Genomic DNA, 26,917 nt, shown 5'->3' on the forward strand with positions numbered 1-26,917 from the left:
CAGTTGCCAGACCGCAAGGTGTTTTAACAAATCAAAAGGGGTTTTAATAACTGGCTTAAAGCTGAAAGCTTTCCGGAACCCCCAGCCTAGCTGGGGGTTTTCTGTGCACAATTAAATGCCCGGCAAATACCGGGCATCAAGGTAATTACTCAAATCGCCATGCAATATTCATGCCGACACCATAATTTCGCCCGGGCGCAGGTTCGTAATATCGCCCGTTTGACTCATTGACAATGACAGAACCAACGTATTCTTTATCGAATAAATTATCGACACGACCAAATAAATCCACAGTTAAATTGTGGTAATTGTATTTATACCCGGTGAATAAGCCGACGAGAGTATAAGACGGCGCTTTGGCCGTATTTTCATCATCTGCCATAATATCGCCCATATAACGCGCTTCCGTACCTGCATACCAGCCATCCTCCGGTACATAACCTATCGACGCAAAGCCCATATTACGGGCGATCCCTGGCATCCGATTACCGTTACAATCCTGTTCATTGCAAACATTGCTGCGATAGGTCGCATCGAGCCAGGTCCAGGACGCTTTTACACGAAAATCTCCCGCGAAACGTTGATCCCATGCCAGCTCAGCGCCTTGACGACGGGTCTTTCCGGCATTTTTGTAAGTCGTACGCCCACCGCTACTGCTATCGACTACAATTTCATCATCGGTGTCGGTCTGGAACAATGCGAGACTAAGCAGCCCATCACCAATACGCGTTTTACTGCCGATCTCAATTGTATCGTTGGTGGATGGTTTTAAACCAAAGTTCATACCGCTTTGACCGTCAGCACGATAAGACAGCTCATTAATCGTCGGCGTTTCAAAACCTCGCCCGGCTGCCAGATAGATATTCCAGGCATCGGTCATTGCATATTTTAACGAACCGGCAGGTAGCCATTTGTGATAACTGGCATCACCGCTGTCATCGCCGTTACCCGAAGTAACGTAATGGTCGTTGGAATCAAACCATACGGAGCTGTAGCGCACGCCAGCATCCAGCGACAGTTTTTCGCTCAGCTGCCACTGTGTCTGCAAATAGGGATCGACGTTCCACATCAGATTGCGTTCGTCACGGCGCAACTCACCTTTTTGCCCGTATTCCGGCACGCCGCTATTCAGGCGGAAGTTATTGTAGCCTTTGCGATTTTCACTCATGTTTTCGTAGTTCAGGCCGGTAGTGAACGTGAGCGGAACGCCCAGCTCGCCACGGTGTGTCCAGCGGCTGTCTATCCCCTGATAATGGCGTTGCAGAGTAATCACGCCGCCCGCATGCGACGGGTTAAGTTGTGGTGCCATCGGGATTGACTGGTACTGGGTCGTTTCTCGCTCCCCGGCATACATCATCACACTCATATCATCTTGTGCGCTCAGGCTACGTTCATAGCGCAACCCAGCCTGAGTTTGCTTGATGGTTTTTCGCGTGTCGTACTGTTCAGCGCGTGGCGCTTGTTGCGGATTCGCCTTCCATTCTGCTTCGGTTAGCCCACCTGGGTCATCTGCTTTGATATCCACACTATTGAAAATCAGGCTTAATTTGCTGGCGTCATCAATGCGTACGCCCAGTTTGGCATTGGCTAAATTTTTCTGTGCGCCACTATGATCACGATAGCCGTGGGTCGTAAAGCGCGTGGTTGAGACGGTGTAATCGACATCGCCAGGCTGAGTGCCGTCGCCCATTGCGCCTGTTGCTTTCAGCCCATAGCGCCAGCTGCCAAAACTGCCGTAGTAACTACTGGCTTCAATGGTTGGTGGCTGTTGTCCGGTCTGGGTGATGACATTCATTACACCGCCAGACGCGTTGCCATACAGAGCAGAGAAGGGGCCGCGCAGCACTTCCACATTTTGTACACTGCTTAAATCGATGTTGGATGTTTGCCCTTGTCCGTCGGGCATGGTGGCGGGAATACCGTCCACATACAGGCGAATACCGCGAATTCCGTAAGTGGAGCGGGAGCCAAATCCGCGAATCGACAGCTGTAAATCTTGCGCATAGTTCTGCCGGTTTTGTACCTGCAAACCAGGCACGCTGGTCAGTGATTCGGACAAGTTAATGCGCGGTGTTGCCAGGCGCATCTCCTCGCCATCCACCACGCTCACGGCTGCTGGGGTATCCAGTTCTGAAACCACCTGCGGTGCGGCACTGACAATCATGGTCTGTTCATCAGCGGCAAAAACAACGGGGGAAAGGACAAGCAGTGCGGGCAAAACGGTCTGTCGGACGGAAAAAATCTTCATGAAAAAAGCCAAGTTAAGAATGGGAAAACGCCGCCATGGTAATAAAATTGTAAATATATGGAAAACGAAACGGCACGATACGTTAAGTAATTGAGAAAATTGTAGTCGTAACGGCAAGAAATGCTCCACATTTGAGAAAATAATGATTACCATTCCCATTTATAACAAGAGCGTAACGATGATTACGCTTAGCGAAGCATTGTGAAGCAGCAAAAATATCGGTTCATCAAAGGGAGTCGTCATGCATTTACGTCATCTGTTTTCATCGCGCCTGCGTGGTTCATTACTGTTAGGTTCATTGCTTGTTGCTTCATCATTCAGTACGCAGGCTGCAGAAGAAATGCTGCGTAAAGCGGTAGGTAAAGGTGCCTACGAAATGGCTTATAGCCAGCAGGAGAACGCGCTGTGGCTCGCCACTTCGCAAAGCCGCAAACTGGATAAAGGCGGCGTGGTTTATCGTCTTGATCCGGTTACTCTGGAAGTGACGCAGGCGATCCATAACGATCTCAAGCCGTTTGGTGCCACCATCAATAACACGACTCAGACGTTGTGGTTTGGTAACACTGTAAACAGCGCGGTCACGGCGATAGATGCCAAAACGGGCGAAGTGAAAGGCCGTCTGGTGCTGGATGATCGTAAGCGCACGGAAGAGGTGCGCCCGCTGCAACCGCGTGAGCTGGTAGCTGATGATGCCACGAACACCGTTTACATCAGTGGTATTGGTAAAGAGAGCGTGATTTGGGTCGTTGATGGCGAGAATATCAAACTGAAAACCGCCATCCAGAACACCGGTAAAATGAGTACCGGTCTGGCGCTGGATAGCAAAGGCAAACGTCTTTACACCACTAACGCTGACGGCGAATTGATTACCATCGACACCGCCGACAATAAAATCCTCAGCCGTAAAAAGCTGCTGGATGACGGCAAAGAGCACTTCTTTATCAACATTAGCCTTGATACCGCCAGGCAGCGTGCATTTATCACCGATTCTAAAGCCGCAGAAGTGTTAGTGGTCGATACCCGTAATGGCAATATTCTGGCGAAGGTTGCGGCACCGGAATCACTGGCTGTGCTGTTTAACCCGGCGCGTAATGAAGCCTACGTAACGCATCGTCAGGCAGGTAAAGTCAGTGTGATTGACGCGAAAAGCTATAAAGTGGTGAAAACGTTCGATACGCCGACTCATCCGAACAGCCTGGCGCTGTCTGCCGATGGTAAAACGCTGTATGTCAGTGTGAAACAAAAATCCACTAAACAGCAGGAAGCAACCCAGCCGGATGATGTGATTCGTATTGCGCTGTAATAGATATGGCGAGGGTGAAAACGGTGAGACTTGCCTGACTTTTATCACGCCGTATCCGGCACCTTCGTCAGTAATTTGAATTTGCCCGGCACGTAGCCGGGCAATTTTGCAATTAACTCGCCGTTTCAGGCTTAAACACAATTTCCTGTTGTTCTTCATCTTCCTCGACGACTGGCGCAGTGCTGTGAATTTCAGCAACGCGTTTGCGCACACCAAACCAGCCTATAACCAGCAGAATACCGATAATCGGCAGCGCCGCGATGGTATAAGTCCCGTTCGGGTAATCGAACGCCATCAGCACCAGGACGCTCAGCAAAAACAGTAATGTCAGCCAGGAAGTGAAGGGCGCGCCAGGCAGTTTAAAACTGACATCCGCGGCTTTGCCTTCTTTAATCGCTTTACGCAGGCGCATCTGGCACACGATGATAAACGCCCATGAGGCGATGATTCCCAGCGACGCGAAGTTCAACACAATCTCAAATACGCGCGACGGCACCAGATAGTTGAGGAATACGCCGACGACATACACAACCAGTGTCGCCAGAATCCCGGCATACGGCACATGCTGACGACTCATTTTCGCCATAAAACTCGGTGCGGAACCGCCCATCGCCATTGAGCGCAGAATACGTCCGGTGCAGTACAGACCTGAGTTCAGGCTGGAGAGGGCAGCGGTCAGCACCACAATGTTCATAATGCTGCCGATATATGGCACACCCAGTTTAGAGAAAAACGTCACGAACGGACTTTGCCCCGCCTGATATGCGCTCCACGGCAATAACATAACCAGCAACACCACGGAGCCGACGTAAAACAGGCCAATACGCCAAATCACACTGTTAATGGCTTTAGGCACCATGGTCTGCGGATCTTTACATTCTCCGGCAGCTGTACCCACCATTTCAATGGAGGCAAAAGCAAACACTACGCCCTGAATCAACACCAGCGCAGGCAGCAAACCGTGGGGGAAGAAGCCGCCGTTATCGGTAATTAAATGAAAACCAGTGGTGTTGCCATCCAGCGGCTGACCACTACCGAGGAACACTGTACCCACGACCAAAAAGGTAACAATGGCGAGCACTTTAATAAGCGCAAACCAGAACTCCATCTCGGCAAACCATTTCACACCGATCATATTCATGGTGCCAACGATGGTCAGCGCAGCGAGCGCAAAGACCCACTGCGGCACGCCGCCAAACGCACCCCAGTAATGCATATACAGAGCGACGGCGGTAATATCGACAATCCCCGTCATCGCCCAGTTGATGAAGTACATCCAGCCTGCAACGTAAGCGGCTTTCTCTCCTAAAAACTCACGGGCATAAGAGACAAAACTGCCACTGGAAGGGCGGTGTAACACCAGCTCACCCAATGCACGCAGAATAAAAAATGAAAACAGGCCGCAGATCAAATAGACCAGTGCCAGTGCTGGCCCCGCCATTTGCAGTCGGGCTCCCGCGCCTAAAAACAAACCCGTACCAATCGCGCCGCCAATGGCGATCATCTGTACCTGGCGATTGCCCATCGCTTTGTGATACCCCTCTTCGTGGGCATTAAGCCAGCGGCGTTTCGCGGCGTGTTGATCTGAAGTGTCGGTGTCGTGTTTACTCATTGCTCTCCCTGATTGCTTTAATGAAAAAGTCATATAAGTTGCCATGAACAATGTTTATTCATCCTGGCGATGATAGTTATCACCATTATTCTTTATGGGTATAAAACTATCGGCGCAGCATCCTACCCGTTATCGATAAACGATGCAAAACATCCCCTTACAATCCTGAAGGGGAATAATACAACTGACGAAAAAATGACAAATCCTTTTGCTGGTTAACCTGTGTACTGTCCTACACTTAATCTTTAAAAGATTGTGAGGGGCATATGATTAAGGTGTATGGCGTACCCGGATGGGGCTCTACAATCAGTGAGCTGATGCTAACACTGGCTGATATTCCTTATCAGTTCGTTGATGTCAGTGGTTTTGACCACGAGGGAACCTCACGCGAGTTATTGAAAACCCTGAACCCGTTGTGTCAGATTCCGACACTGGCGCTGGAAAATGACGAGATTATGACGGAGACAGCGGCGATTGCATTGATGGTTCTCGATCGTCGCCCGGACCTTGCGCCACCGGTTGGGCGCGCCGAACGTCAGCAGTTTCAACGGCTATTGGTCTGGCTGGTTGCTAATGTCTATCCAACATTCACTTTCGCCGATTACCCTGAGCGTTGGGCTCCTGACGCACCCGAACAGTTAAAGAAGAATGTTATTGAATATCGAAAATCGTTTTATATCTGGTTGAATTCGTAGCTCACTGCTGAACCTTATGCGTTTGGCGATCAGCTACCCTTATCTCTGCGTTATGCGCATATGGGGACCGGGGCATGAATGGTTTCAAGATAATGCCGCGAATATCAGTGCGATTGCTGATGCTGTATGTCCGATACCAACGTTACAAGAAATACTAAAAAGGAATGCCATTATTTAACAATAATGCCGGAGATTAATGTTAATAAATCACTGGCGTAGTTAACTGGACATCCATTTGTTTGCTATGAATGGTAATTAAAGTTGGTACAATTATTTATATGATTTATGTAATCTCGTTTTTTATATGAAATATCAATTTAATATAATCCGAAAATAAAACATCCTTTCGCATGTAGAGAAATATGTCGATATGATAGCGCCGTGCAGATCATGTTATCAGGGCAGAGCGGTAGCGTATCAGGGAAAAAGCATGAAAGCCCGCGCCCCACAAGACTTTGGTGAATGATGAATTTTTAAATCGCGACATTACTTTTATCGTAAAACCCATCATGTTGATCTTTTTTTTCGATCAATTTGACCATCTTATTTCAGTGTGATCTTATCCTTTCTTTTTGATGGATAGCACACCATGAACGGACTAAGCCTTTTGGATCAAATTTCAATTATTCACGATTATCGCCAGTCCTGGAAAACCAGTTACAGCCTGGCGGATATCCTTTTTCTGACGATCACCGCCATTATCGGTGGCGCTGAAGGATGGGAAGAAATTGCTGATTTTGGTGAGGAGCATCTGGAATGGTTACGCCTGTATGGTGATTTTGAAAATGGCACCCCCTCCCATCACACGATTGCCCGAGTGATGGGAATGATTTCAGCAAAACAATTACAGCCCCTTTTTATCCAGTAGATGAAGGACTGTCACACGTTGTCTGAAGGCTCTGTTGTGGCGATTGATGGTAAGTCATTACGGGGTACTTACGATAAATCGAAACGTAATGCCGTGATCCATAGGGTCAGTGCTTTTAGCGCAGAAAATCGTCTGGTTTTGGGGCAGGTGAAAACAGGGGCAAAATCGAATGAGATAACGGCGATCCCGGAACGGCTCCAGTTGCTGGAATTAAAAGGGTGTCTGGTCACGCTGGATGCAATGGGTTGCCAGCATATAATCGCCCGTGAAATTCTGAAAAAGAAAGCCGGTTACCTGCTGGCGCTGAAAGGAAATCAGGGAAAATTAGCGGAGGCGTTTGATAACGGGTACTCGCCGACAATGTGGCTGGGTGAGAGGTATGACAGTTACAGCACGCAGGAAAAAGGGCATGGACGGGAAGATACACGATGCTGCATTGTGAGCCATGATTTAACCGCTCTGGGTGATTTAGCTTATGAATGGTCAGAGCTGAGCACGATAGGAATAGTGCTGGCGAGCAGACAGGAAGGAGAAACAGCGGTGAAATCAGAGAAGTGTATTCTTCGCTACTACATAAGTTCGGTGACGCTTACGGCGAAAGAACTCCTGGAAGCAACACGAGCACACTGGTCGGTAGAAAATCAACTGCACTGGCGACTTGATATGGGGATGCGGGAAGATGAATGCCAGATTGTTCGTGGAGAAGCGGGAGAAAATCTGGCAGTTTGTCGACATATCGCGATGAATTTACTGACCGCAGAGAATAGCTTTAAAGCGGGTATTAAACGCAAGCAAAAGCGGGCAGGACGTAAGAATGAATACCTTTCTCTAATCCTTGCTGGCTGCGGGCCTTCATGATTTCGCCCTGCGGTGAGAGGTTAATTATGCTCCTGGTATGCATGGTAAATTGATTTTGTGTTTCTCATGGTATGCTGTTAATTATAAGAGATGATTGTTTTTAAGGTTGATTAATATGTAATTCATATTTGTCATGCGACATAAAGTAATCGATTTTTTTTGTTGTGGCTTTAATTGATGGTTCTAAGGTATGCAGTTTGAGAACGTTCAGTGAATGATGTATATACAATAATAAATAATATTTGCAATAAATTTGTGTGGGTGGTTATTTTTATATTTCATTGGTACGGGATTTTACGGTTAATTAGTGAAGAGGACTTCGCTAATTTATATAGATTATTCGGGGAAATCTTATTCACTGGTTATGAATCAGTATGGATTGCACTCAGAATAAAACCATAAATAATTTAAGGAATAAACCATGAGCGGAAAACCGGCGGCGCGACAGGGCGATATGACCCGCAAGGGACTGGATATTGTGCAGGGTTCAGCGGGGGTGCTGATAGGTGCGCCGACGGGAGTGGCCTGCTCGGTGTGTCCCAACAGCCCGGTGGAGGAGCAGAAGGGTAACCCGGTGAACCCGCTACTGGGTGCGAAGGTGCTGCCGGGCGAGACGGATCTTGCGCTGCCCGGCCGTTGCCGTTTATTCTTTCCCGCGCCTACAGCAGCTACCGGACCAGGACACCCGCGCCGGTGGGGGTGTTTGGTCCCGGCTGGAAAGCGCCCTTCGATATCCGCTTACAGGTTCATGAGCGGGAACTGATACTCAACGACAGTGGCGGCAGGAGCATTCACTTTGAGCCGCTGTTTCCCGGCGAGATAAGCTACAGCCGCAGCGAGTCGTTCTGGCTGGCAAGGGGCGGGGTGGCGGAGCAGCACAGTTCGCAGCCGCTAAGCGCGCTCTGGCAGGTGCTGCCGGAGAGTCTCCGCTTAAGCCCGCATGTGTACCTGGCGACAAACAGCCTTCAGGGGCCGTGGTGGATACTCGGCTGGCCGGAGCGGGTGCCGGAGGCGGACGAGGTGCTGCCGCCGGAGCCGCCCGCATACCGGGTGCTGACGGGCGTGGTGGACGGCTTCGGGCGGACGCTGGCCTTCCACCGGGCGGCAGAGGGGGAAGCGGCGGGCGCGGTGACGGGGGTGACGGACGGCGCGGGCCGCCGTTTTCATCTGGCGCTGACCACACAGGCGCAGCGGGCGAAAGCCTTCCGTAAACAGCGCGAGTCTTCTTTATCTTCTCCGGCCAGTCCCCGTTCTGTTTCCTCTTCTCAGTTTTTCCCCGACACGCTGCCCACCGGTACAGAGTACGGTGCCGATAACGGTATCCGGCTGGAGGCGGTATGGCTGACACACGACCCGGCATACCCGGATGAACTGCCGACTGCGCCGCTGGCGCGCTACACGTACACGGCCAGCGGAGAACTGCGGGCGGTGTATGACCGCAGCGGGACGCAGGTGCGCGGGTTTACTTATGATGCGGAGCACGCCGGGCGGATGGTGGCGCACCATTATGCGGGGAGGCCGGAGAGCCGCTACCGGTATGATGATACCGGTCGGGTGACGGAGCAGGTCAACCCGGAGGGGCTGGACTACCGCTTTGAGTACGGGCAGGACCGCGTGACCATCACGGACAGCCTGAACCGGCGGGAGGTGCTGTACACGGAGGGCGAGGGCGGCCTGAAGCGGGTGGTGAAGAAGGAGTATGGGGACGGGAGCATCACCCGCAGCGAGTATGATGAGGCGGGGAGGCTGAAGGCGCAGACGGATGCGGCGGGACGGCGGACGGAGTACCGGCTGCATATGGCGTCGGGAAAGCTGACTTCAGTGATACTGCCGGACGGCAGGACGGTACGGTATGGTTACAACAACCAGTTGCAACTGACGTCAGTGACGTACCCGGACGGGCTGCGCCGCAGCCGGAAATATGACCGTCAGGGCAGGCTGGCGGAAGAGGTCTCGCGCAACGGTAACATTACGCGCTGGTTTTATGATTCTTCCCGCAGTGGCCTGCCCTGTGCGGTGGAAGACGGAACCGGGGTGAGGCGGAGAATAACGCGAAACCGGTACGGTCAGCTTCAGGCATTTACGGACTGTTCAGGGTACACGACGCGGTATGAATACGACCGGTACGGTCAGAGGACGGCGGTTCACCGGGAGGAAGGCATCAGCACTTACAGCAGTTATAACCCGCGTGGTCAACTGGTCAGTCAGAAGGATGCGCAGGGACGTGAAACCCGTTATGAGTACAGCGCCGCAGGCGACCTCACCGCTATCATTGCCCCGAACGGCAGCCGGAGTGAGACACAGTATGATGCGTGGGGAAAGGCCGTCAGCACCACGCAGGGCGGACTGACGCGCAGCATGGAGTATGACGCCGCCGGGCGCATCACCGTGCTGACCAACGAGAACGGCAGCCAGTCCACGTTCCGGTATGACCCGGTGGACAGGCTGACGGAGCAGCGCGGCTTTGACGGCAGGACACAGCGTTACCGGTACAGCGCCACAGGGCAGCTCATCCGCAGCGAGGATGAGGGGCAGGTCACGCAGTGGTACTACGATGACGCCGGGCGCATCACGCACCGGACGGTGAACGGCGACCCGGCGGAGCAGTGGCAGTATGACGACCACGGCTGGCTGACAGAAATCAGCCACCTGAGCGAAGGCCACCGTGTGGCGGTCCACTACGGCTATGACGATAAAGGCCGCCTGACGGGCGAACGGCAGACGGTGGAGAACCAGGAGACGGGGGAGATGCTGTGGGAGCATGAGACGAGGCACGTCTACAGCGAACAGGGGCTGGCGACCCGTCAGGAGCCGGACGGTCTGCCGCCGGTGGAGTGGCTGACGTATGGCAGCGGTTATCTTGCGGGGATGAAGCTGGGCGGAACGCCGCTGGTCGAGTACACGCGGGACCGGCTGCACCGTGAGACGGCCCGCAGCTTCGGCGGGGCGGGCAGTACAGCGGGGTACGAACAGGCCACGGCGTACACCCTCACAGGGCAGCTCCGGAGCAGGCACCTGAACCTTCCGCAGCTTGACCGTGAGTATACGTGGAACGATAACGGGCAACTGGTGCGCATCAGCGGCCCGCAGGAGAGCCGGAAGTACCGTTACAGCGACACGGGAAGACTGACGGGCGTTCACACCACGGCGGCGAACCTGGATATCGATATCCCGTATGCGACGGACCCGGCAGGAAACCGGCTGCCGGACCCGGAACTGCACCCGGACAGCACCTTCACGGCGTGGCCGGATAACCGCATCACGGAAGATGCGCACTATGTCTACCGCTACGATGAATACGGCAGGCTGGCGGAGAAGACGGACCGTATCCCGGAAGGGGTGATACGGATGCACGACGAGCGGACGCACCACTACCATTACGACAGCCAGCACCGCCTGGTGTTCTACACGCGGATACAGCACGGCGAGCCACAGGTGGAGAGCCGCTACCTCTATGACCCGCTGGGCCGCCGGACGGGGAAACGGGTGTGGCGGCGGGAGCGTGACCTGACGGGGTGGATGTCGCTGTCGCGTAAACCGGAGGAGACCTGGTACGGGTGGGACGGTGACAGGCTGACGACGGTACAGACCGGCACCACGCGTATCCAGACGGTATACCAGCCGGGGAGCTTCACGCCGCTCATCAGAATCGAAACAGAGAATGGTGAACAGGCGAAGGCGCGGCACCGGAGTCTGGCGGAGGTGTTGCAGGAGGACACGGGGGTGACGCTACCGGCGGAGCTGTCGGTGATGCTGGGGAGGCTGGAGCGGGAACTGCGCGCGGGTGCGGTGAGTGCGGAGAGTGAGGCATGGCTTCAGCAGTGCGGGCTGACGGCGGAACAGATGAAAAACCAGATGGAGGCGGAATACATCCCGGAGAGGACACTTCATCTTTACCACTGCGACCACCGGGGGCTGCCGCAGGCGCTCATCAGCCCGGAAGGGGAAACGGCGTGGCAGGGGGAGTATGACGAGTGGGGAAACCTGCTGGGCGAAACCAGCGCGCAGCAACTGCAACAGCCGTACCGTCTGCCGGGGCAGCAGTATGATGAGGAGTCGGGGCTGTACTATAACCGCAACCGGTACTATGACCCGTTGCAGGGGCGGTATATCACCCAGGATCCCATTGGGCTAAGAGGTGCATGGAACCTGTATCAGTATCCATTGAATCCAACTACTAAGATAGATCCGTTGGGTCTCTCCGGAGAAGATTCCATAGAGCAGTCAGGTCCATCTTGGTTGATTGCTGACCCCATGGATAAATACAGACAACAGGCAGTGATGGGTTTAACAAAATTGTGGGATGATACCTTTAGTCAAGAGAAGACTAAATGTTTACCTACGACACCTGAAAACATCAGGATGGTTGTGGCCAACAGTCCCTTGTTGACAGTACAACAAAAAGTCTCAGTACCCGTAGTAGCTCACTACGTACAAATGCTGGAAGATGGTAGTGGAGCACCACCGGTTGATATGGATGGGAATGTGATTGTTAATGGTAATCACAGGATGGTTGCGGGTCTGTTATGTGATAAACTTCCTCCTGAGCGGCCAGGTACGCGTCCATTATCGGCACCACTATATCCGTTTAGCCAAATTTTTCCGGAGTTAGATGATTGGGGGAATAGATGATAAGAATCGCGTTTTTAATAACCAATAAATTTCTTGATATAGATAGTACCACTCTTGCTGGATATGATTTTAGCGGGATGGATCTACATCGTGCCATCCTCAATGGTTATTGTCTTGATGGGGCGAAATTTGAAAATTCCCATTTAAGAAATGTAATGATTCAACATACATCAACTAGAAATGCTGTCTTTCGCAATGCGGCTCTGATGAACGCTATTCTTAATAACTCAGATTTCACTGGAAGTGACTTTAGTAATTCAAGGTCAATAGGTGCAAACTTTGAGGGTGCTATATTAACTAATTCAACCTTTTGCAATGCAGACGTTAAAGATTCAAATTTTTCTGGTGCTGACTTATGTGGCGCTAATTTATTATGTGATAGATATGGCGATATAAATATAACAGGTGCATTATTCGATAAAAACACCTCATGGTTAGAAGGTTTTGATCCTATAGCTCATGGGGCTATATTAAAAATATGACAAGGATCATAACTCATTATTTTCTGTGTCAGTAACACTGATGTGGAAAGTAGACTTACTTGCAATAGCCACCGGGATCTGCTGTTGAAAGCCGATCCCAAACAACCCCGGTTGCTGTGGTAAAGAGTCATAGTAGCGAGCGCAGGGGGAGTGCTCAGATTATATGAGATACAGTGAAATGAATAAACCCGAACCTGTGTTGACGTGTCGTTAGTCCTAAGCGGCATCAGAACCGGAGGTTTCGTGATACCGCCGTGATAAATTTACGGGTGAATTCCGAATGCTACGTAAAGGGTGTCCGGCGTATAGCAGACATCAGGGTAAAAGTATGAAAGCCCACGCCCCACAAGGCTTTACCGGATGATGAGTTTTTAAACTACGACATTACTTTTACAGTAAAATCCATCATGTTGGTATTTTCTCTCGAACAATTTGACGATCCACGGAAAGATCACGTAACGCTGCTTTTTTGTACTAGACAATTCGCATTTTATGTTTAACAATTGAGATATTCCTCATTACCTGAAGCTGTTTTTTATTGCGTATACATGATCAAATACTCCTTACATAATTAAGGAGAACAAAATGGAACTTAAAAAATTGATGGGACATATTTCTATTATCCCCGATTACAGACAAGCCTGGAAAGTGGAACATAAATTATCGGATATTCTACTGTTGACTATTTGTGCCGTTATTTCGGGTGCAGAAGGCTGGGAAGATATAGAGGATTTTGGGGAAACACATCTCGATTTTTTGAAGCAATATGGTGATTTTGATAATGGTATTCCTGTTCACGATACCATTGCCAGAGTTGTATCCTGTATCAGTCCTGAAAAATTTCATGAGTGCTTTATTAACTGGATGCTTGACTGCCATTCTTCAGATGATAAAGACGTCATTGCAATTGATGGAAAAACGCTCCGGTACTCTTATGACAAGAGTCGTCGCAAGGGAGCGATTCACGTTATTAGTGTGTTCTCAATAATGCACAGTCAGATTCCTTGGAAGATCAAGACGAATGAAAAAAACAATGAGATTACAGCTGTTTCTGAATTTCTTAACATAATGGGTATTAAAGGAAAAATAATTGCACCGATCCAATGTGATACCAGAAAGACATCGCTAAGAAGATAGCTATAGACAATTATTACCCTCCGTCAGCCCTTGTTAAGCGAGGAGAGACGTAATCTGTCCAGTCCCCTAATGCTTATAAAGCCCATCGATTTCGCCCACTTTCTTTCGCCCGGTATAACGCAGCGTCGGCATCTGAAATAATTTGTTCAGCCGTTTTTGCGGGAGCAGAACAGGTAATCCCCTGACTAACCGTAACAAATGCATTAACAGCAGATGCCTGATGTGGGATAGCTGCCAGTTTAAGTTCTTGCTTCACTCTGGCTGCTACCGTCTCTGCTTCCGGCAATGTTGCATTAAAAAGTATGATGGCAAACTCTTCGCCACCATAACGGACAACAACATCCTCCGACTGGCGAGTTGAACGCTGTAGAGCGTCGGCAACTTGTATTAGACAACGATCCCCAGCAGGATGCCCGTAAGTGTCGTTGTAACGTTTAAAAAAATCGACATCCAGCATAATAAGAGCAAATGACCCGCCGTTATCCATCGCGTCGTGTAAGATACTGTTCATTGCACGTCGGTTTGCTATCCCAGTTAAAGGATCACGATGTGCTAATGCATCAAGGCGATTAATTAACTGGTTGTTATAACTGTTTTGTACCCATGCTTCTTCAAACCAACGTAACAAAATGAGTCGCCCACCATATAGCGCCAGTGAAAAAATACACCATACAACAGCAAAATGAATATTGATCTGTTGATTAAGCATAAGACTCGCTATTGGAGTGGTGAACCATAAGGGAATGACAAATGCGAGCAATGATGGGGTATGGAAATAAAGTGCGACAACGCCACTAAGCATTAATAATACACATAGTGGATAAGCAAACTGCAGCGTCCAGTACGCAATAAAGTGATAACTACACCATGACCATAGCAGGCTCAGGGCAACTAATAGCACCTGGATAGGTAATGTTTTTTGCCGAGGGATGAGTAGTAAACCACTGCAAATCAGCAGAATACCCGTTGCAGATATATCAATAGAATGTATAAGGCTTTTTTCATTTAACCAGGGTGGAGTAAGGTCATTAAACAGAACACGGCGCAGCAAAATTATCAATGCAAAACTGACATTGATAAAAGCAAACCATGGCAAACTAATCGTCATGCCGCGAATAACCATATCGCGGCGGGTTTTCCATGAGTGATGAGTTTTTCTTCGTTCAGCCATTTTTTAACCAAAAAAGGGCAGGATACCTGCCCGGTATGCAGTAAATTTATGGTGTCACTATATTGAACCAAAATTCAAAATTATCCATATAACCTAACAGCTCGTTGAGTTTTTCCTCATTGCCAGTAATTTTGACATCTCCTTTGGCCGTGGCTTCTTTCAGCGTCTCTTCTTTCAGTACAATTTTGTTCAATACATCACGAGACAGAGTGATAGTGGCATCAGCATCCGAAGCCTCTACACCAGCGGTATGATTGAGAACACCATTTTCAAGCTCCACTTTATAGGTGCCGCCATCTTCACCAAAATCGAAATTCAACACGGTTTTGGCATCTGCCGCTTTCTCACCATTAATATGGACGGCAAGATAATCAAAGAACATCTCCGGCGTCATCGCACGCACGGTGTCTGGGCTGGCAGTATTTGGTGTTGGTAATTTTTGTACGCCATTACGCAATTCCTGTGCACCAGTGAGATAGAAATTACGCCACGGCCCAGATTCAGCCTGATAGCCTAACTGCTCAAGCGCATCAGCTTCCAGATCTCTCGCTGCCTGGTTGTTTGGATCGGCAAACACCACCTTACTAACAACTTGGGCAACCCAGCGGAAATTACCCTGGTCATAATCCTGTGTGGCTTTCTGTAAAATGGCATCAGCACCGCCCATATACTCGACGAATTTTTTTGCGCCTTCTTCTGGCGGCAGTTCATCAAGCGTCGCGGGGTTACCATCAAACCAGCCGAGATAAAGCACGTAAGTTGCTTTCACGTCATGACTTACCGAACCGTAATAGCCGCGATTCGCCCAGGTGTTAGCCAGTGAAGAGGGCAGTTTAAAGTTTGCGGCAATTTCATCACGGGTCATCCCTTGATTAGCCATGCGCAGAGTTTGATCATTGATGTAACGATACAAATCACGCTGGCTTTTAAGCAGTTTGACCACGTTATCGTTGCCCCAGGTTGGCCAGTGATGTTGAGCGAGAATAATCTCGGCTTTATCACCCCACAAATTGAGAGCTTCATTAATATATTTTGACCACGGCAGCGGTTGGCGAATTTTAGCCCCACGCAGCGAATAGGTGTTATGAAGGGTGTGCGTGACATCTTCAGCGGTTTCGATCAGTTTCTTTTCTTCAATAAACCACAGCATTTCAGAAGGCGCTTCAGAACCTGGCGCCATCAGGAAATCATAAGTCAACCCGTCAATAGTTTCTATTTGTCCGGTTTTGGTGATGTAGTTAGTAGGAGCAATCAACGTGACTGTTCCTGCTGAAGTAGTCGTTCCCAGTCCAGCCCCCACCTGGCCTTTAACATCAGGTTTCAATAAGTTGCCATACATATAACTGGCTCGTCGGCTCATAACATTGCCAGCCATGATGTTTTCGGAAACGGCTTCCTCCAAAAATCCGGCTGGCGCATAGATTTTAACTTTGCCTGATTTAACGTCAGCTTCATCAATTACGCCACGAACACCACCGTAGTGATCGACATGACTGTGTGTATAGATAACCGCCACTACCGGTTTTTTGCCGCGATTTTTGTAATAGAGATCCATACCCACTTTGGCTGTTTCTGCTGAAACAAGGGGATCAACGACGGTAATACCCTCTTTGCCTTCAATGATGGTCATATTTGATAGATCGAGATTGCGAATCTGATAGACACCTTCAGTTACTTCGAATAACCCGCTGATATTTATCAGTTGCGCCTGACGCCATAAACTCGGATTCACCGTATCAGGGGCTTTATCGCCTTCTTTGATAAAAGCGTAATGTTGTGGATCCCAGATAACATTCCCTTGTTCGCCCTTAATCACGTCTTGAGGGATAGGGGCAATAAAACCTTTATGGGCATCAGTAAAGTCAGTGTTATCGGCAAACGGCAACTGGTTGTAGAGTAAATTGTTTGCTTGTTGCGTGGCTGCGGTGGCGTCTTTAGGAGCTTCCGCCGCGAGGAGAGGTAAAGAACTGGTGGTGAATAATCCCGTTATTAGCAGACTTTTAACGATATGATTAAGCTGCATCTTAAGCGTCTCCAGAATGGATTTTTATTGGGGGTAATTACGGATGAAAATTTTTAGTGAGGGCAAGAATAACTATAATGGGCGTTAACAAATTGGCAAGCCGGGAAATTGATGTTTTCTTAATGGCATGTTGGCGAAGAATATATTCTGCAAGTTAACGTTTTCATTGGCGCTTTATTTAAAAGTGTGTAGTACAAATATGTACAATTTCAAGTAGGCATTATTGCCGTAAAAACGCATTACCGGACACACGACATTCACAACGTGTGTTAATTTTACTGACATCTTTCAAAAGGAGCACAATCATGCCGCACATAGACATTAAATGTTTTCCGCGTGAACTGGACGAACAACAAAAAGCAGCACTTGCTGCAGATATTACCGACGTTATTATTCGCCATCTGAACAGTAAAGATAGCTCGATAAGCATTTCTCTACAGCAGATTCAACCAGAATCTTGGCAAGCTATCTGGGATGCCGAAATCGCGCCCCAAATGGAGGCTTTGATAAAGAAACCCGGTTACAGCATGTAATGCTTAACCTGCCGTAACACGCTTGCCGCTGGTAACAAACGTGCCAGCACCTAAATGATGCAACGTATTGAGTTTGTCATCATCAAACTGCCAGCGGCCTTCGACAAATACTCGTGCGTCTGCCGCTGCAGATACCACTTCGCCAAATAGCGTATCGTATTTTTCTTGCGCGGAAGTTGCAGGTAGCAGGCGACACTCCATCCACGCCAGACATTTTTCCTCGACCAGCGGCAAACCAAGCACCGGACCTTTCACAACCGGAATACCATAGCAATTAAACTTATCTTCATCACGCCCCGACACACTTCCCACCGCCCACGTCCAGTTAGTTGCTGCAACACCCGGGATAACGATGCCAAACTTACCATTACGTTCAATCAACTCCCTGGTCCATGTCGATTTATCTACCACAATCGCCACGCGTGGCGGTTCAAACTCCACCGGCATTGACCAGGCGGCTGCCATAATGTTACGCCGCTGGGATTGCTCATCGAAACTGGTGATCAAGACAGTTGGGCCATGATTTAACAGACGGCTGGCATGGTGTAATTCGACAGGGATGAATCGGCTCACGGTATCGCCTCGCTATGAAGGGTGTTTTAAAAGCGTAGCTCGTAACGCAATAAGTAACGAAATTAACGGGATTGGCGATTTGCGAACGTGATGCATGTCCGCGATCGCACAAAATAGCCGGTGCAGCGTCTATTCCAGGTTATAAGTTGAGAAAACCACTAAGGGAAACGCCTGATGACGCCCATTCTGAATCACTATTTTGCCCGTATTAACTGGTTGGGAGCTGCTGCGGTCAATATAGATACGCTGCGTGCATTGCACCTGAAACACAATTGCACCATTCCGTTTGAAAACCTCGACGTTTTGCTGCCGAGGGAAATACAGCTTGATGATCAATCGCTGGAAGAGAAACTGGTGACAGCCCGTCGTGGTGGTTACTGTTTTGAGCAGAATGGCGTGTTTGAGCGGGTGTTACGCGAGCTGGGGTTTAACGTTCGCAGCTTGTTAGGGCGCGTAGTGTTATCAAATCCGCCAGCATTACCGCCGCGCACCCATCGTTTGTTGTTGGTGGAAGTGGAAGGGGAAAAATGGATTGCTGATGTCGGTTTCGGTGGACAGACGCTAACCGCGCCGATTCGATTAGTTCCCGAGCTCGTGCAGACCACGCCACACGGAGAGTATCGGTTGTTGCAGGAGGGTGATGATTGGGTGTTGCAATTTAATCATCATCAGCACTGGCAGTCGATGTACCGTTTTGATCTCTGCGAGCAGCAACAAAGCGATTATGTAATGGGCAATTTCTGGTCTGCGCACTGGCCGCAGTCGCATTTTCGCCATCATTTGCTGATGTGCCGCCATTTGCCGGACGGCGGCAAGCTGACACTGACCAATTTTCATTTTACCCATTATGAAAATGGGCACACGGTGGAGCAGCGAAATCTACCAGATGTGGCGTCGTTATATGCCGTGATGCAGGAACAGTTTGGTCTGGGCGTGGATGATGTGAAACATGGCTTTACTGTGGATGAGTTAGCGCTGGTGATGGCTGCGTTTGATACGCACCCGGAGGCGGGAAAATAATTTATGTCAGGTTGCCGGATGCGGCGTAAACGCCTTATCCGGCATACATAGACCTGATAAGCGAAGCGCATCAGGCAACGGTTTCAGAATTCAATTGCCCATTCGGCATGAAACAAAATCACCGCTGTGCCAGAAATGGTGACTTTCTCCGGTTGGTTATCGCGAATTGTCACCGTCACTTCAATCACGCCGTCACGCCCTAATGCGCGCCCCTGATGGCCTTTAACATGCAACACGTTGCCATCGTGGGGCAATACGTTGTGATGTACCAACCATGCACCCATCGGGCCATTGGCATTGCCGGTCACCGGATCTTCCACAATACCAATGGCAGGCGAGAACATACGACCGTCGGTTTCGTTTTTGCCTGGGCGGATCTGGAACGGGAAGAAACCATTGCAGCCAATCTGTTTGCTGATAGCGGTCAGCGCATTAAGGTCAGGCGAAAGGGCGTCGATATCCACTTCCGGTTTCAGTGGGATCATCACTTTTGAGTGTCCTGTGGTTGCCACCTGAATTGGCAAGCCTGGCAGAATATCGTCTTCAGTGAGATGAAGCGCGTTGATAATCGCCGCACGTGTTTCACCTTCCAGCGGCGGTTCAAAGCCCGGCGGACCTTGTTCCAGCGAAATACGATAATCATCGTTGTGCTTTTCGATAGTCACGCGATGTTTTCCTGCCAGTGACGTTTGCCAGATCGTGCAATTTCCTAAACCTAACACCTTCGCACGTACATAGTGCGCAGCTACTGTCGCGTGACCGCAAATCGGCACTTCAACCGTTGGCGTAAAGTAGCGGATGCGTACATCGCTGTCGTCGCTGTGCAGCAGAAAAGCAGTTTCCGAATGACCTAATTCGCGGGCGATAAGCTGCATTTGCGCTTCACTGAGATTATCGGCGGGGAAAACAACACCGGCAGAATTGCCGCGAAACGGTTGTGAGGTAAAAGCATCGACGTGGTACACCTGCGGTTTCATTAACGTTCTCCTGTGGCTGGAGAACTATCATAGCCTGCAAGTGGCCGGAGAGCGAAGGGCTATCCGGCCAGGGTGAAATTATCGCCGCGAGCGCACAATCTGATACCGACGAGTAAAGTACTCAAACGGCGCGCTCCACACATGCACCAGTCGGGTGAACGGGAAGAGCAGGAAGATGGTCATTCCCAACACCAGATGCAGGCGGAAAACGAACGCTACGCCGTTAAGCATTTCTGACGATCCACCACGGAAAGTGACAATGCTTTGCGCCCAACCCACCAGCTTCATCATTTCGCTACCATCAGGATACTGTGCTGAAAACGGTATGGTACTTAGCCCCAGCAGACACTGAATCAGCAAAATGATCATGATGATAATATCCGGCGTAGTGGAAGTGGCACGCACGCGCTGATTTGTCAGCCTGCGCCACAGCAGTCCTGCGCCGCCAATCAGCGTCAATACACCGCAAATACCACCGAGCACCATCGCCATCTGCTGTTTTACCGCCACCGGCAGAAACCACGCGTACATCCAGTGCGGCGTTAACATGCCGAACAGGTGCCCGAAGAAAATCCCCAAAATGCCGATATGGAACAGATTCGACCATATCACCATCCCGCGTTTATCGAGCATCTGACTCGAGGAGGCGCGCCAGGTATACTGCCCGTAGTCGTAGCGCAGCCAGCTGCCGAGGAAAAACACCGTCGCACAAATGTACGGGTAGATATCGTAAAAAAAGACGTTCAGATACTGAATCATTTCCCACCTCCCGCACTGATGTCGACATACTGCGGCGCGACATCCTGGCTAAAGCGTCGCTGATATTGATTAAGCGGCGAGCTGTCACACGCCGTGGCGTTATCTTCAATAAACTTCACCTGTTCCTCTTCCCACACCGCATCCAGTGCCTGGCGGGTGTCATCGCGCTCCTCACTGTTCACCTGTTTTGTGACACTGTCACTTGAAAGTGTACTTCCTGCCAGTTGCAACAGGGTGTCAAATAACGCGTACCACGATGCCTCGCGTTGTTTTAAGCGTCCGCCAAGCAGGGCGAGGATCGGCGCAACGTTGAGCAAGCCTTCTTTCGCCTGATCGTCCGGCAGTACGCTTAAGTACTCCAGATACAGCGGTAGATAATCGGGCAGTTCTCGACAATCCAACTGCAGGCCGACCTTTTCATACTCCGCCAGCAGGTCCACCATTGCCTGGCCGCGATCGCGGGACTCGGCATGAACATGTTCGAACAGCAGCAGCGATGTGGTACGTCCACGGTCAAACACTTCGCACCATTCGGCCTGTTTATCCAGCAGCGGCGCGTTAAGCAGGTTGCGGGTAAAATCCGTAAGCATCGGTGCGTCGCGGCGGATCAACGCCAGCGCGTCCTCCTTACATTCCCACAACAGCTCGTCTGGATACTCCATCAGCAGGCCGATCACTTTGAGGATCTGCATTATTCGCCCTCCGCTTTGTCGCGCACTTCGGTGATGTTGATGGCATCGATACGGCTACTGTTGAACAGGTTGAATTTACTGTCCGAACCGTGGCAACCGTCGCCAAAGGTAAAACCGCAGCCATTGCGTTCTGCGAAGGCATCGCCCGCCATTTCCCGATGGCTGGTCGGGATAACAAAACGATCTTCATAGTTGGCAATGGCGAGATAGCGATACATTTCTTCGACCTGGGCGACGCTCAGGCCTACTTCGTCGATGGCACGAGTATCAGTAACGCCTTCCACGGTTTGTGAACGCATATAGTGGCGCATCGCCATCATCCGTTTCAGCGCCCGCAGTACCGGACCGGTATCGCCGGCACTCAACATATTGGCGAGATATTGCACCGGAATACGCAGGCTTTCGATGGCGGGCAGCACGCCTTCGCTTTTCGGCAAACCGCCCGCATCTGCGTAGGACTGAATCGGTGACAGCGGAGGAACGTACCAGACCATCGGCAGGGTGCGGTATTCAGGGTGCAGCGGTAACGCCAGTTTCCAGTCCATCGCCATTTTGTAGACTGGCGAACGCTGGGCAGCGTCAATCACATTTTGTGGAATACCTTGTTTCAGGGCTTCTTCGATCACTGAGGGATCGTGCGGATCGAGGAACACTTCGCACTGGCGTTCATAGAGGTCAACTTCGCGCTCGGTGCTCGCCGCTTCCTCGATGCGGTCGGCGTCGTAAAGCAGCACGCCCAGATACCGGATGCGACCCACGCAGGTTTCTGAGCACACGGTGGGTTGGCCTGACTCAATTCGTGGGTAACAGAAGATACATTTTTCTGACTTGCCGCTTTTCCAGTTGAAGTAGATTTTTTTGTACGGACAACCGCTAATGCACAAACGCCAGCCACGGCATTTATCCTGATCGATCAGCACAATGCCGTCTTCTTCGCGTTTGTAGATAGCGCCGCTTGGGCAGGTCGCCACGCAACTGGGATTGAGGCAGTGTTCGCACAAGCGCGGCAGGTACATCATGAAGGTGTTTTCAAACTGCCCGTACATCTCCTTTTGCATGGCCTCGAAGTTGCGGTCATGGGCGCGTTTTTCGAATTCGCCGCCCAACAATTCTTCCCAGTTTGGCCCCCAGATCACTTTGTCCATCCGTTTGCCGTCAATCAGTGAACGCGGGCGAGCAGTAGGGATATGTTTGCCTTCCGGTGCGCTATGCAAATGTTCGTAGTCGAAGGTGAAAGGTTCGTAGTAATCATCAATCTGCGGCACCACCGGGTTGGCGAAGATTTTGGTTATTACGCCCATCTTGCTGCCCAGACGCGGGCGGATCTTGCCATTCACATCACGCACCCAGCCGCCTTGCCACTCTTCCTGATCTTCCCAGTTTTTCGGATAACCAATGCCCGGTTTGGTTTCGACGTTGTTAAACCATGCGTACTCCATGCCTTCGCGACCGGTCCAGACGTTTTTACAGGTCACCGAACAGGTATGGCAGCCGATACATTTATCGAGATTAAGCACCATGCCGACTTGCGAACGTATTTTCATTTTTTCGCCTCCTGTACCTGATCGCGACCTTCATCATCCAGCCAGTTAACGTTCTTCATCTTGCGGATCATGATGAACTCGTCACGGTTCGAGCCGACGGTACCGTAGTAGTTAAAGCCCCAGGCCAGCTGCGCGTAACCGCCAATCATATGCGTTGGTTTCGGGCAAACGCGGGTGACCGAGTTATGAATGCCGCCGCGCATGCCAGTTACTTCCGAACCAGGAATATTCATAATGCGTTCCTGGGCGTGATACATCATGGTCATGCCCGGCGGTACACGTTGGCTGACCACCGCGCGGGCCGTCAGCGCGCCGTTGGCGTTAAATACTTCCACCCAGTCGTTATCGACAATGGTCAGTTCTCGGGCATCGGTTTCGCTGATCCAGACAATCGGTCCACCGCGAGAGAGCGTCAGCATTAGCAGGTTTTCACTGTAGGTTGAGTGAATGCCCCATTTCTGGTGCGGCGTCAGGAAGTTAAGTGCTTTTTCCGGGAAGCCGTTTGGCGGGATCTGGCGCATCTCACTGACGCTACGGGTGTCGATAGGCGGGCGATAAGCCACCAGGCTTTCACCAAAAGCACGCATCCACGGATGATCCTGATAGAGTTGCTGGCGTCCCGACAGCGTGCGCCACGGAATTAACTCATGAACGTTGGTGTATCCCGCGTTATAGGAGACGTGATCGCTTTCCAGACCAGACCATGTGGGGCTGGAGATAATTTTACGTGGCTGCGTCTGAATATCGCGAAAGCGAATCTTCTCGTCCTCTTTGTGCAGCGCCAGATGGGTATGTTCGCGTCCGGTGATCTCGCCCAGCGCCTGCCACGCTTTGACTGCAACATGACCGTTGGTTTCCGGTGCCAGAGCCAGAATCACTTCTGATGCGTCAATGGCGGTGTCAATCAGCGGACGCCCCTGTGCCGGGCCTTCACGCTTGGTGTAGTTGAGTTTGCCGAGGAAATCGATTTCATCCTGGGTATTCCACGAAATCCCTTTACCGCCGTTGCCAAGTTTGTCCATCAATGGCCCGAGCGAGGTAAAGCGTTCATAGGTAGCAGGGTAGTCGCGTTCCACCGCCACAATATTGGGCGCAGTTTTACCTGGAATCAGATCACATTCGCCTTTGCGCCAGTCGAGCACTTCACACGGCTGTGAGAGTTCTGCCGGAGAGTCATGCAGCAGTGGTTGTAATACCACGTCGGTTTCTTTGCCAAGATGGCCCACGCACACTTGCGAAAAGGCTTTGGCAATACCTTTGTAGATTTCCCAGTCGCTGCGTGATTCCCACGCCGGATCGACCGCCGCAGAAAGCGGATGAATAAACGGATGCATATCCGAGGTGTTCATATCGTCTTTTTCGTACCAGGTGGCGGTGGGCAGAACGATATCGGAGAACAGGCAGGTACTGGACATACGGAAGTCGAGCGTCACCAGCAGGTCGAGCTTGCCTTCAATCGCCGCAGTTTGCCACTCGACTTCTTCTGGTTTGATCCCGTCGCTGGCACCGAGTTCCTGACCCTGAATCCCACTTTCGGTTCCCAGCAGATACTTCTGCATATACTCGTGGCCTTTGCCGGAGGAGCCAAGCAGGTTAGAACGCCAGACAAACAAATTACGCGGATGATTGCTGCCGCTATCTGGTTGTTCGCAGGCCATGCGTAAATCGCCCGATTTCAGCGCCTGGGCGGTAAATTCTGTGGGGGATAATCCGGCCTTGTCGGCTTCAGCTTTAATCCCGAGCGGGTTACGCCCCAGCTGCGGCGCAGAAGGTAGCCAGCCCATACGTTCGGCACGAACGTTGAAATCAATCAGATGACCGCTGTACTTACTGGCATCGGCGAGCGGTGAAAGTAACTCCTGAGCAGAGATTTTTTCATAGCGCCATTGGCTGGAATGATTGTAGAAAAACGAGGTGCTGTTCATCTGGCGCGGTGGGCGGTTCCAGTCGAGCGCAAAGGCCAGCGGCAACCAGCCGGTTTGTGGGCGCAGTTTTTCCTGACCGACATAGTGTGCCCATCCGCCACCGCTTTGCCCGACACAACCGCAGAAGATCAGCATGTTGATCATCCCACGGTAGTGCATGTCCATGTGGTACCAGTGGTTAACACCTGCGCCGAGGATAATCATCGAGCGCCCATGCGTTTTATGGGCAGTATCGGCAAATTCACGAGCGATGGTTTCAATATACTGGCGCGGCACACCGGTAATTTGCTCACCCCAGGCTGGGGTGTACGGTTTGATTTCAGCGTAATCTTTCGCGCTGTTTTCATCTTCCAGCCCGCGATCGAGGCCGTAATTCGCCAGTACCAAATCATAAACGCTGACCACCGGACAGGTGCTGCCATCGGCTAATGTCAGGTTTTTAACGGGTAATTGACGCACCAGGACAGGATTGTTTTTTACGCTGCGAAAATGCGGATTTTCAATGCCGCCAAAGTAGGGGAAGGCCACGCCTGCAACGGCATCATGTTGACCGAGCAGAGTTAACGACAATTCGGTTTCCGTACCGGCGGCAATGGATTCCAGATTCCATTTGCCTTTTTCTCCCCAGCGAAAACCAATCGAACCGTTCGGCACCACCAGTTCACCTGCGGTATTAACCGCCACGGTTTTCCACTGCGGATTGTTGCTTTCGCCCAGTCCATCCACCAGGTCAGATGCGCGGACCATGCGCCCGGGAACGTAGCTGCCGTCGTCGCGAGGTTCCAGCATTACCAGCATCGGCATGTCGCTGTAGCGGCGGCAGTAGTTGATAAAATAATCGCTGGGATTATCGAGATGAAACTCTTTTAAAATGACATGGCCCATTGCCATTGCCAGGGCACTATCAGTGCCTTGTTTCGGTGCCAGCCACTGGTCGCACAATTTGGCCACTTCAGAGTAGTCAGGGGTAATGGCGATGGTTTTAGTGCCTTTGTAGCGTACTTCGGTAAAGAAATGGGCGTCCGGCGTACGTGTCTGCGGTACGTTAGACCCCCAGGCGATGATGTAACTGGAGTTATACCAGTCGGCAGATTCCGGCACGTCGGTTTGTTCGCCCCAGGTCATCGGCGAGGCGGGCGGCAGGTCGCAATACCAGTCGTAGAAGCTTAAACAGGTGCCACCTAATAGTGAAAGATAACGTGTTCCGGCGGCGTAAGAAACCATCGACATCGCCGGGATCGGCGAGAAACCGGCAACGCGATCCGGGCCGTAAGTTTTGATGGTCCAGACGTTAGCAGCGGCAATCAGCTGGTTTAGCTCCTGCCAGTTGGAGCGGATAAAGCCGCCGCGTCCACGTACTTGTTTGTAGCTTAGGCACTTTTGCGGATCGTTCATAATCGATGCCCAAGCCAGTACCGGATCGCTGTGTTGCTTGAGGGCTTCGCGCCACAGTTCAATCAGTCGTTTACGAATGAGAGGGTATTTCAGGCGGTTAGCGCTGTAGAGATACCAGGAGTAACTTGCGCCGCGCGGGCAGCCGCGAGGTTCATGATTGGGCAGGTCAGGGCGAGTGCGCGGGTAGTCGGTCTGTTGGATTTCCCAGGTCACCAGACCATTTTTAACGTAGATTTTCCAGCTACAGGAGCCTGTACAGTTAACACCGTGGGTGGAACGCACGATTTTGTCGAACTGCCAACGCTGGCGATAGCTGTCCTCCCAGTCGCGGTTGCTATGCATCACCTGTCCGTGACCATCGGCAAAGGTTTCGCCCTTTTGTTTGAAGTAGCGAAAGCGATCCAAAAGTTTACTCATGACATAACTCCTGTTCCAGGAATGAATTGGGATCTGATGCCTTGTCGGATGCG

At 51.0% G+C, this 26,917-nt stretch carries 14 protein-coding genes and 4 pseudogenes; 8 read left to right on the plus strand and 10 right to left on the minus strand.

Annotation, left to right across the window (positions count from 1 at the left end):
* Nucleotides 1-145: 145 nt before the first annotated feature.
* The gene (gene pqqU / locus ACJHYD_RS23025; RefSeq protein ID WP_000689376.1) at nucleotides 146-2,248 is read right to left on the minus strand and encodes a TonB-dependent receptor PqqU; all 2,103 of its coding nucleotides are present in this window, start codon (nucleotides 2,246-2,248) and stop codon (nucleotides 146-148) included.
* Between the two features lie 241 nt (nucleotides 2,249-2,489).
* Between pqqU and ACJHYD_RS23030 the strand changes: the two genes are divergently transcribed.
* Nucleotides 2,490-3,551, plus strand: coding sequence for a YncE family protein (locus tag ACJHYD_RS23030; protein ID WP_000550675.1), 1,062 nt, complete (start codon nucleotides 2,490-2,492; stop codon nucleotides 3,549-3,551).
* A 112-nt stretch (nucleotides 3,552-3,663) separates the two neighbouring features.
* Here ACJHYD_RS23030 and ansP read toward each other — a convergent pair whose 3' ends face one another.
* Complete coding sequence (gene ansP / locus ACJHYD_RS23035; RefSeq protein ID WP_001309490.1) at nucleotides 3,664-5,163, minus strand: L-asparagine permease; 1,500 nt, start codon at nucleotides 5,161-5,163, stop codon at nucleotides 3,664-3,666.
* 266 nt (nucleotides 5,164-5,429) lie between these two features.
* Here ansP and ACJHYD_RS23040 point away from each other — a divergent pair.
* The 5 genes and pseudogenes from ACJHYD_RS23040 to ACJHYD_RS23060 form a co-directional block, all read left to right on the plus strand.
* Nucleotides 5,430-6,036 (plus strand): annotated as a pseudogene (locus ACJHYD_RS23040) (glutathione S-transferase N-terminal domain-containing protein).
* A gap of 411 nt (nucleotides 6,037-6,447) precedes the next feature.
* Nucleotides 6,448-7,584 (plus strand): annotated as a pseudogene (locus ACJHYD_RS23045) (ISAs1 family transposase).
* Between the two features lie 421 nt (nucleotides 7,585-8,005).
* Nucleotides 8,006-12,216 (plus strand): annotated as a pseudogene (locus ACJHYD_RS23050) (RHS element core protein).
* The gene (locus ACJHYD_RS23055; RefSeq protein WP_000618048.1) at nucleotides 12,213-12,698 is read left to right on the plus strand and encodes a pentapeptide repeat-containing protein; all 486 of its coding nucleotides are present in this window, start codon (nucleotides 12,213-12,215) and stop codon (nucleotides 12,696-12,698) included. The pseudogene ACJHYD_RS23050 and the gene ACJHYD_RS23055 overlap by 4 nt, the downstream one beginning before the upstream one ends.
* 585 nt (nucleotides 12,699-13,283) lie before the next feature.
* Nucleotides 13,284-13,834: pseudogene (locus tag ACJHYD_RS23060) on the plus strand (ISAs1 family transposase); the annotation flags it as partial.
* 74 nt (nucleotides 13,835-13,908) lie between these two features.
* Here the strand turns inward: ACJHYD_RS23060 and ACJHYD_RS23065 are convergent.
* Both ACJHYD_RS23065 and ACJHYD_RS23070 read right to left on the minus strand, forming a co-directional pair.
* On the minus strand, nucleotides 13,909-14,958 hold the full coding sequence (locus ACJHYD_RS23065; protein ID WP_000236740.1) for a diguanylate cyclase: 1,050 nt from the start codon (nucleotides 14,956-14,958) through the stop codon (nucleotides 13,909-13,911).
* A gap of 94 nt (nucleotides 14,959-15,052) precedes the next feature.
* Nucleotides 15,053-17,029 carry an alkyl/aryl-sulfatase gene (locus ACJHYD_RS23070; RefSeq protein WP_001523249.1) on the minus strand — a complete coding sequence of 659 codons (1,977 nt, stop codon included), beginning with the start codon at nucleotides 17,027-17,029 and terminating at the stop codon, nucleotides 15,053-15,055.
* Nucleotides 17,030-17,334: 305 nt separating this feature from the next.
* On the opposite strand from ACJHYD_RS23070, the gene pptA reads away from it, so the two are divergent.
* Nucleotides 17,335-17,562, plus strand: a complete 228-nt coding sequence (pptA, locus tag ACJHYD_RS23075) for a tautomerase PptA (protein ID WP_001120147.1) — start codon at nucleotides 17,335-17,337, stop codon at nucleotides 17,560-17,562.
* A 3-nt stretch (nucleotides 17,563-17,565) separates the two neighbouring features.
* On the opposite strand, the gene ACJHYD_RS23080 is transcribed toward pptA, so the two are convergent.
* A complete protein-coding gene (locus ACJHYD_RS23080; protein ID WP_000085928.1) occupies nucleotides 17,566-18,135 on the minus strand; it encodes a flavin reductase family protein in 570 nt (189 codons plus the stop codon).
* A gap of 174 nt (nucleotides 18,136-18,309) precedes the next feature.
* Between ACJHYD_RS23080 and nhoA the strand changes: the two genes are divergently transcribed.
* The gene (gene nhoA / locus ACJHYD_RS23085) at nucleotides 18,310-19,155 is read left to right on the plus strand and encodes an N-hydroxyarylamine O-acetyltransferase (protein WP_001551100.1); all 846 of its coding nucleotides are present in this window, start codon (nucleotides 18,310-18,312) and stop codon (nucleotides 19,153-19,155) included.
* Between the two features lie 83 nt (nucleotides 19,156-19,238).
* On the opposite strand, the gene ACJHYD_RS23090 is transcribed toward nhoA, so the two are convergent.
* The 5 genes from ACJHYD_RS23090 to narZ all read right to left on the minus strand — a co-directional run bounded on the left by ACJHYD_RS23090 (nucleotide 19,239) and on the right by narZ (nucleotide 26,864).
* Nucleotides 19,239-20,132: a PhzF family isomerase gene (locus ACJHYD_RS23090; RefSeq protein WP_001551101.1), complete on the minus strand. Its 894-nt coding sequence runs from the start codon at nucleotides 20,130-20,132 to the stop codon at nucleotides 19,239-19,241.
* Nucleotides 20,133-20,210: 78 nt separating this feature from the next.
* Complete coding sequence (gene narI / locus ACJHYD_RS23095) at nucleotides 20,211-20,891, minus strand: respiratory nitrate reductase subunit gamma (protein WP_000617122.1); 681 nt, start codon at nucleotides 20,889-20,891, stop codon at nucleotides 20,211-20,213.
* Complete coding sequence (narW, locus tag ACJHYD_RS23100) at nucleotides 20,888-21,583, minus strand: nitrate reductase molybdenum cofactor assembly chaperone (RefSeq protein WP_001166372.1); 696 nt, start codon at nucleotides 21,581-21,583, stop codon at nucleotides 20,888-20,890. The genes narI and narW overlap by 4 nt, the downstream gene beginning before the upstream one ends.
* Entirely contained in the window at nucleotides 21,583-23,127 is a 1,545-nt protein-coding gene (narH, locus tag ACJHYD_RS23105) for a nitrate reductase subunit beta (protein WP_001551102.1), read from the minus strand. Before narH ends, narW begins: the two co-directional genes overlap by 1 nt.
* Entirely contained in the window at nucleotides 23,124-26,864 is a 3,741-nt protein-coding gene (narZ, locus tag ACJHYD_RS23110; protein ID WP_069903895.1) for a nitrate reductase Z subunit alpha, read from the minus strand. The genes narH and narZ overlap by 4 nt, the downstream gene beginning before the upstream one ends.
* Nucleotides 26,865-26,917: the final 53 nt, after the last annotated feature.

Origin of the sequence: Escherichia sp. WS1368 (assembly GCF_046487485.1) — a bacterium.
GTDB classification, from domain to species: domain Bacteria; phylum Pseudomonadota; class Gammaproteobacteria; order Enterobacterales; family Enterobacteriaceae; genus Escherichia; species Escherichia coli.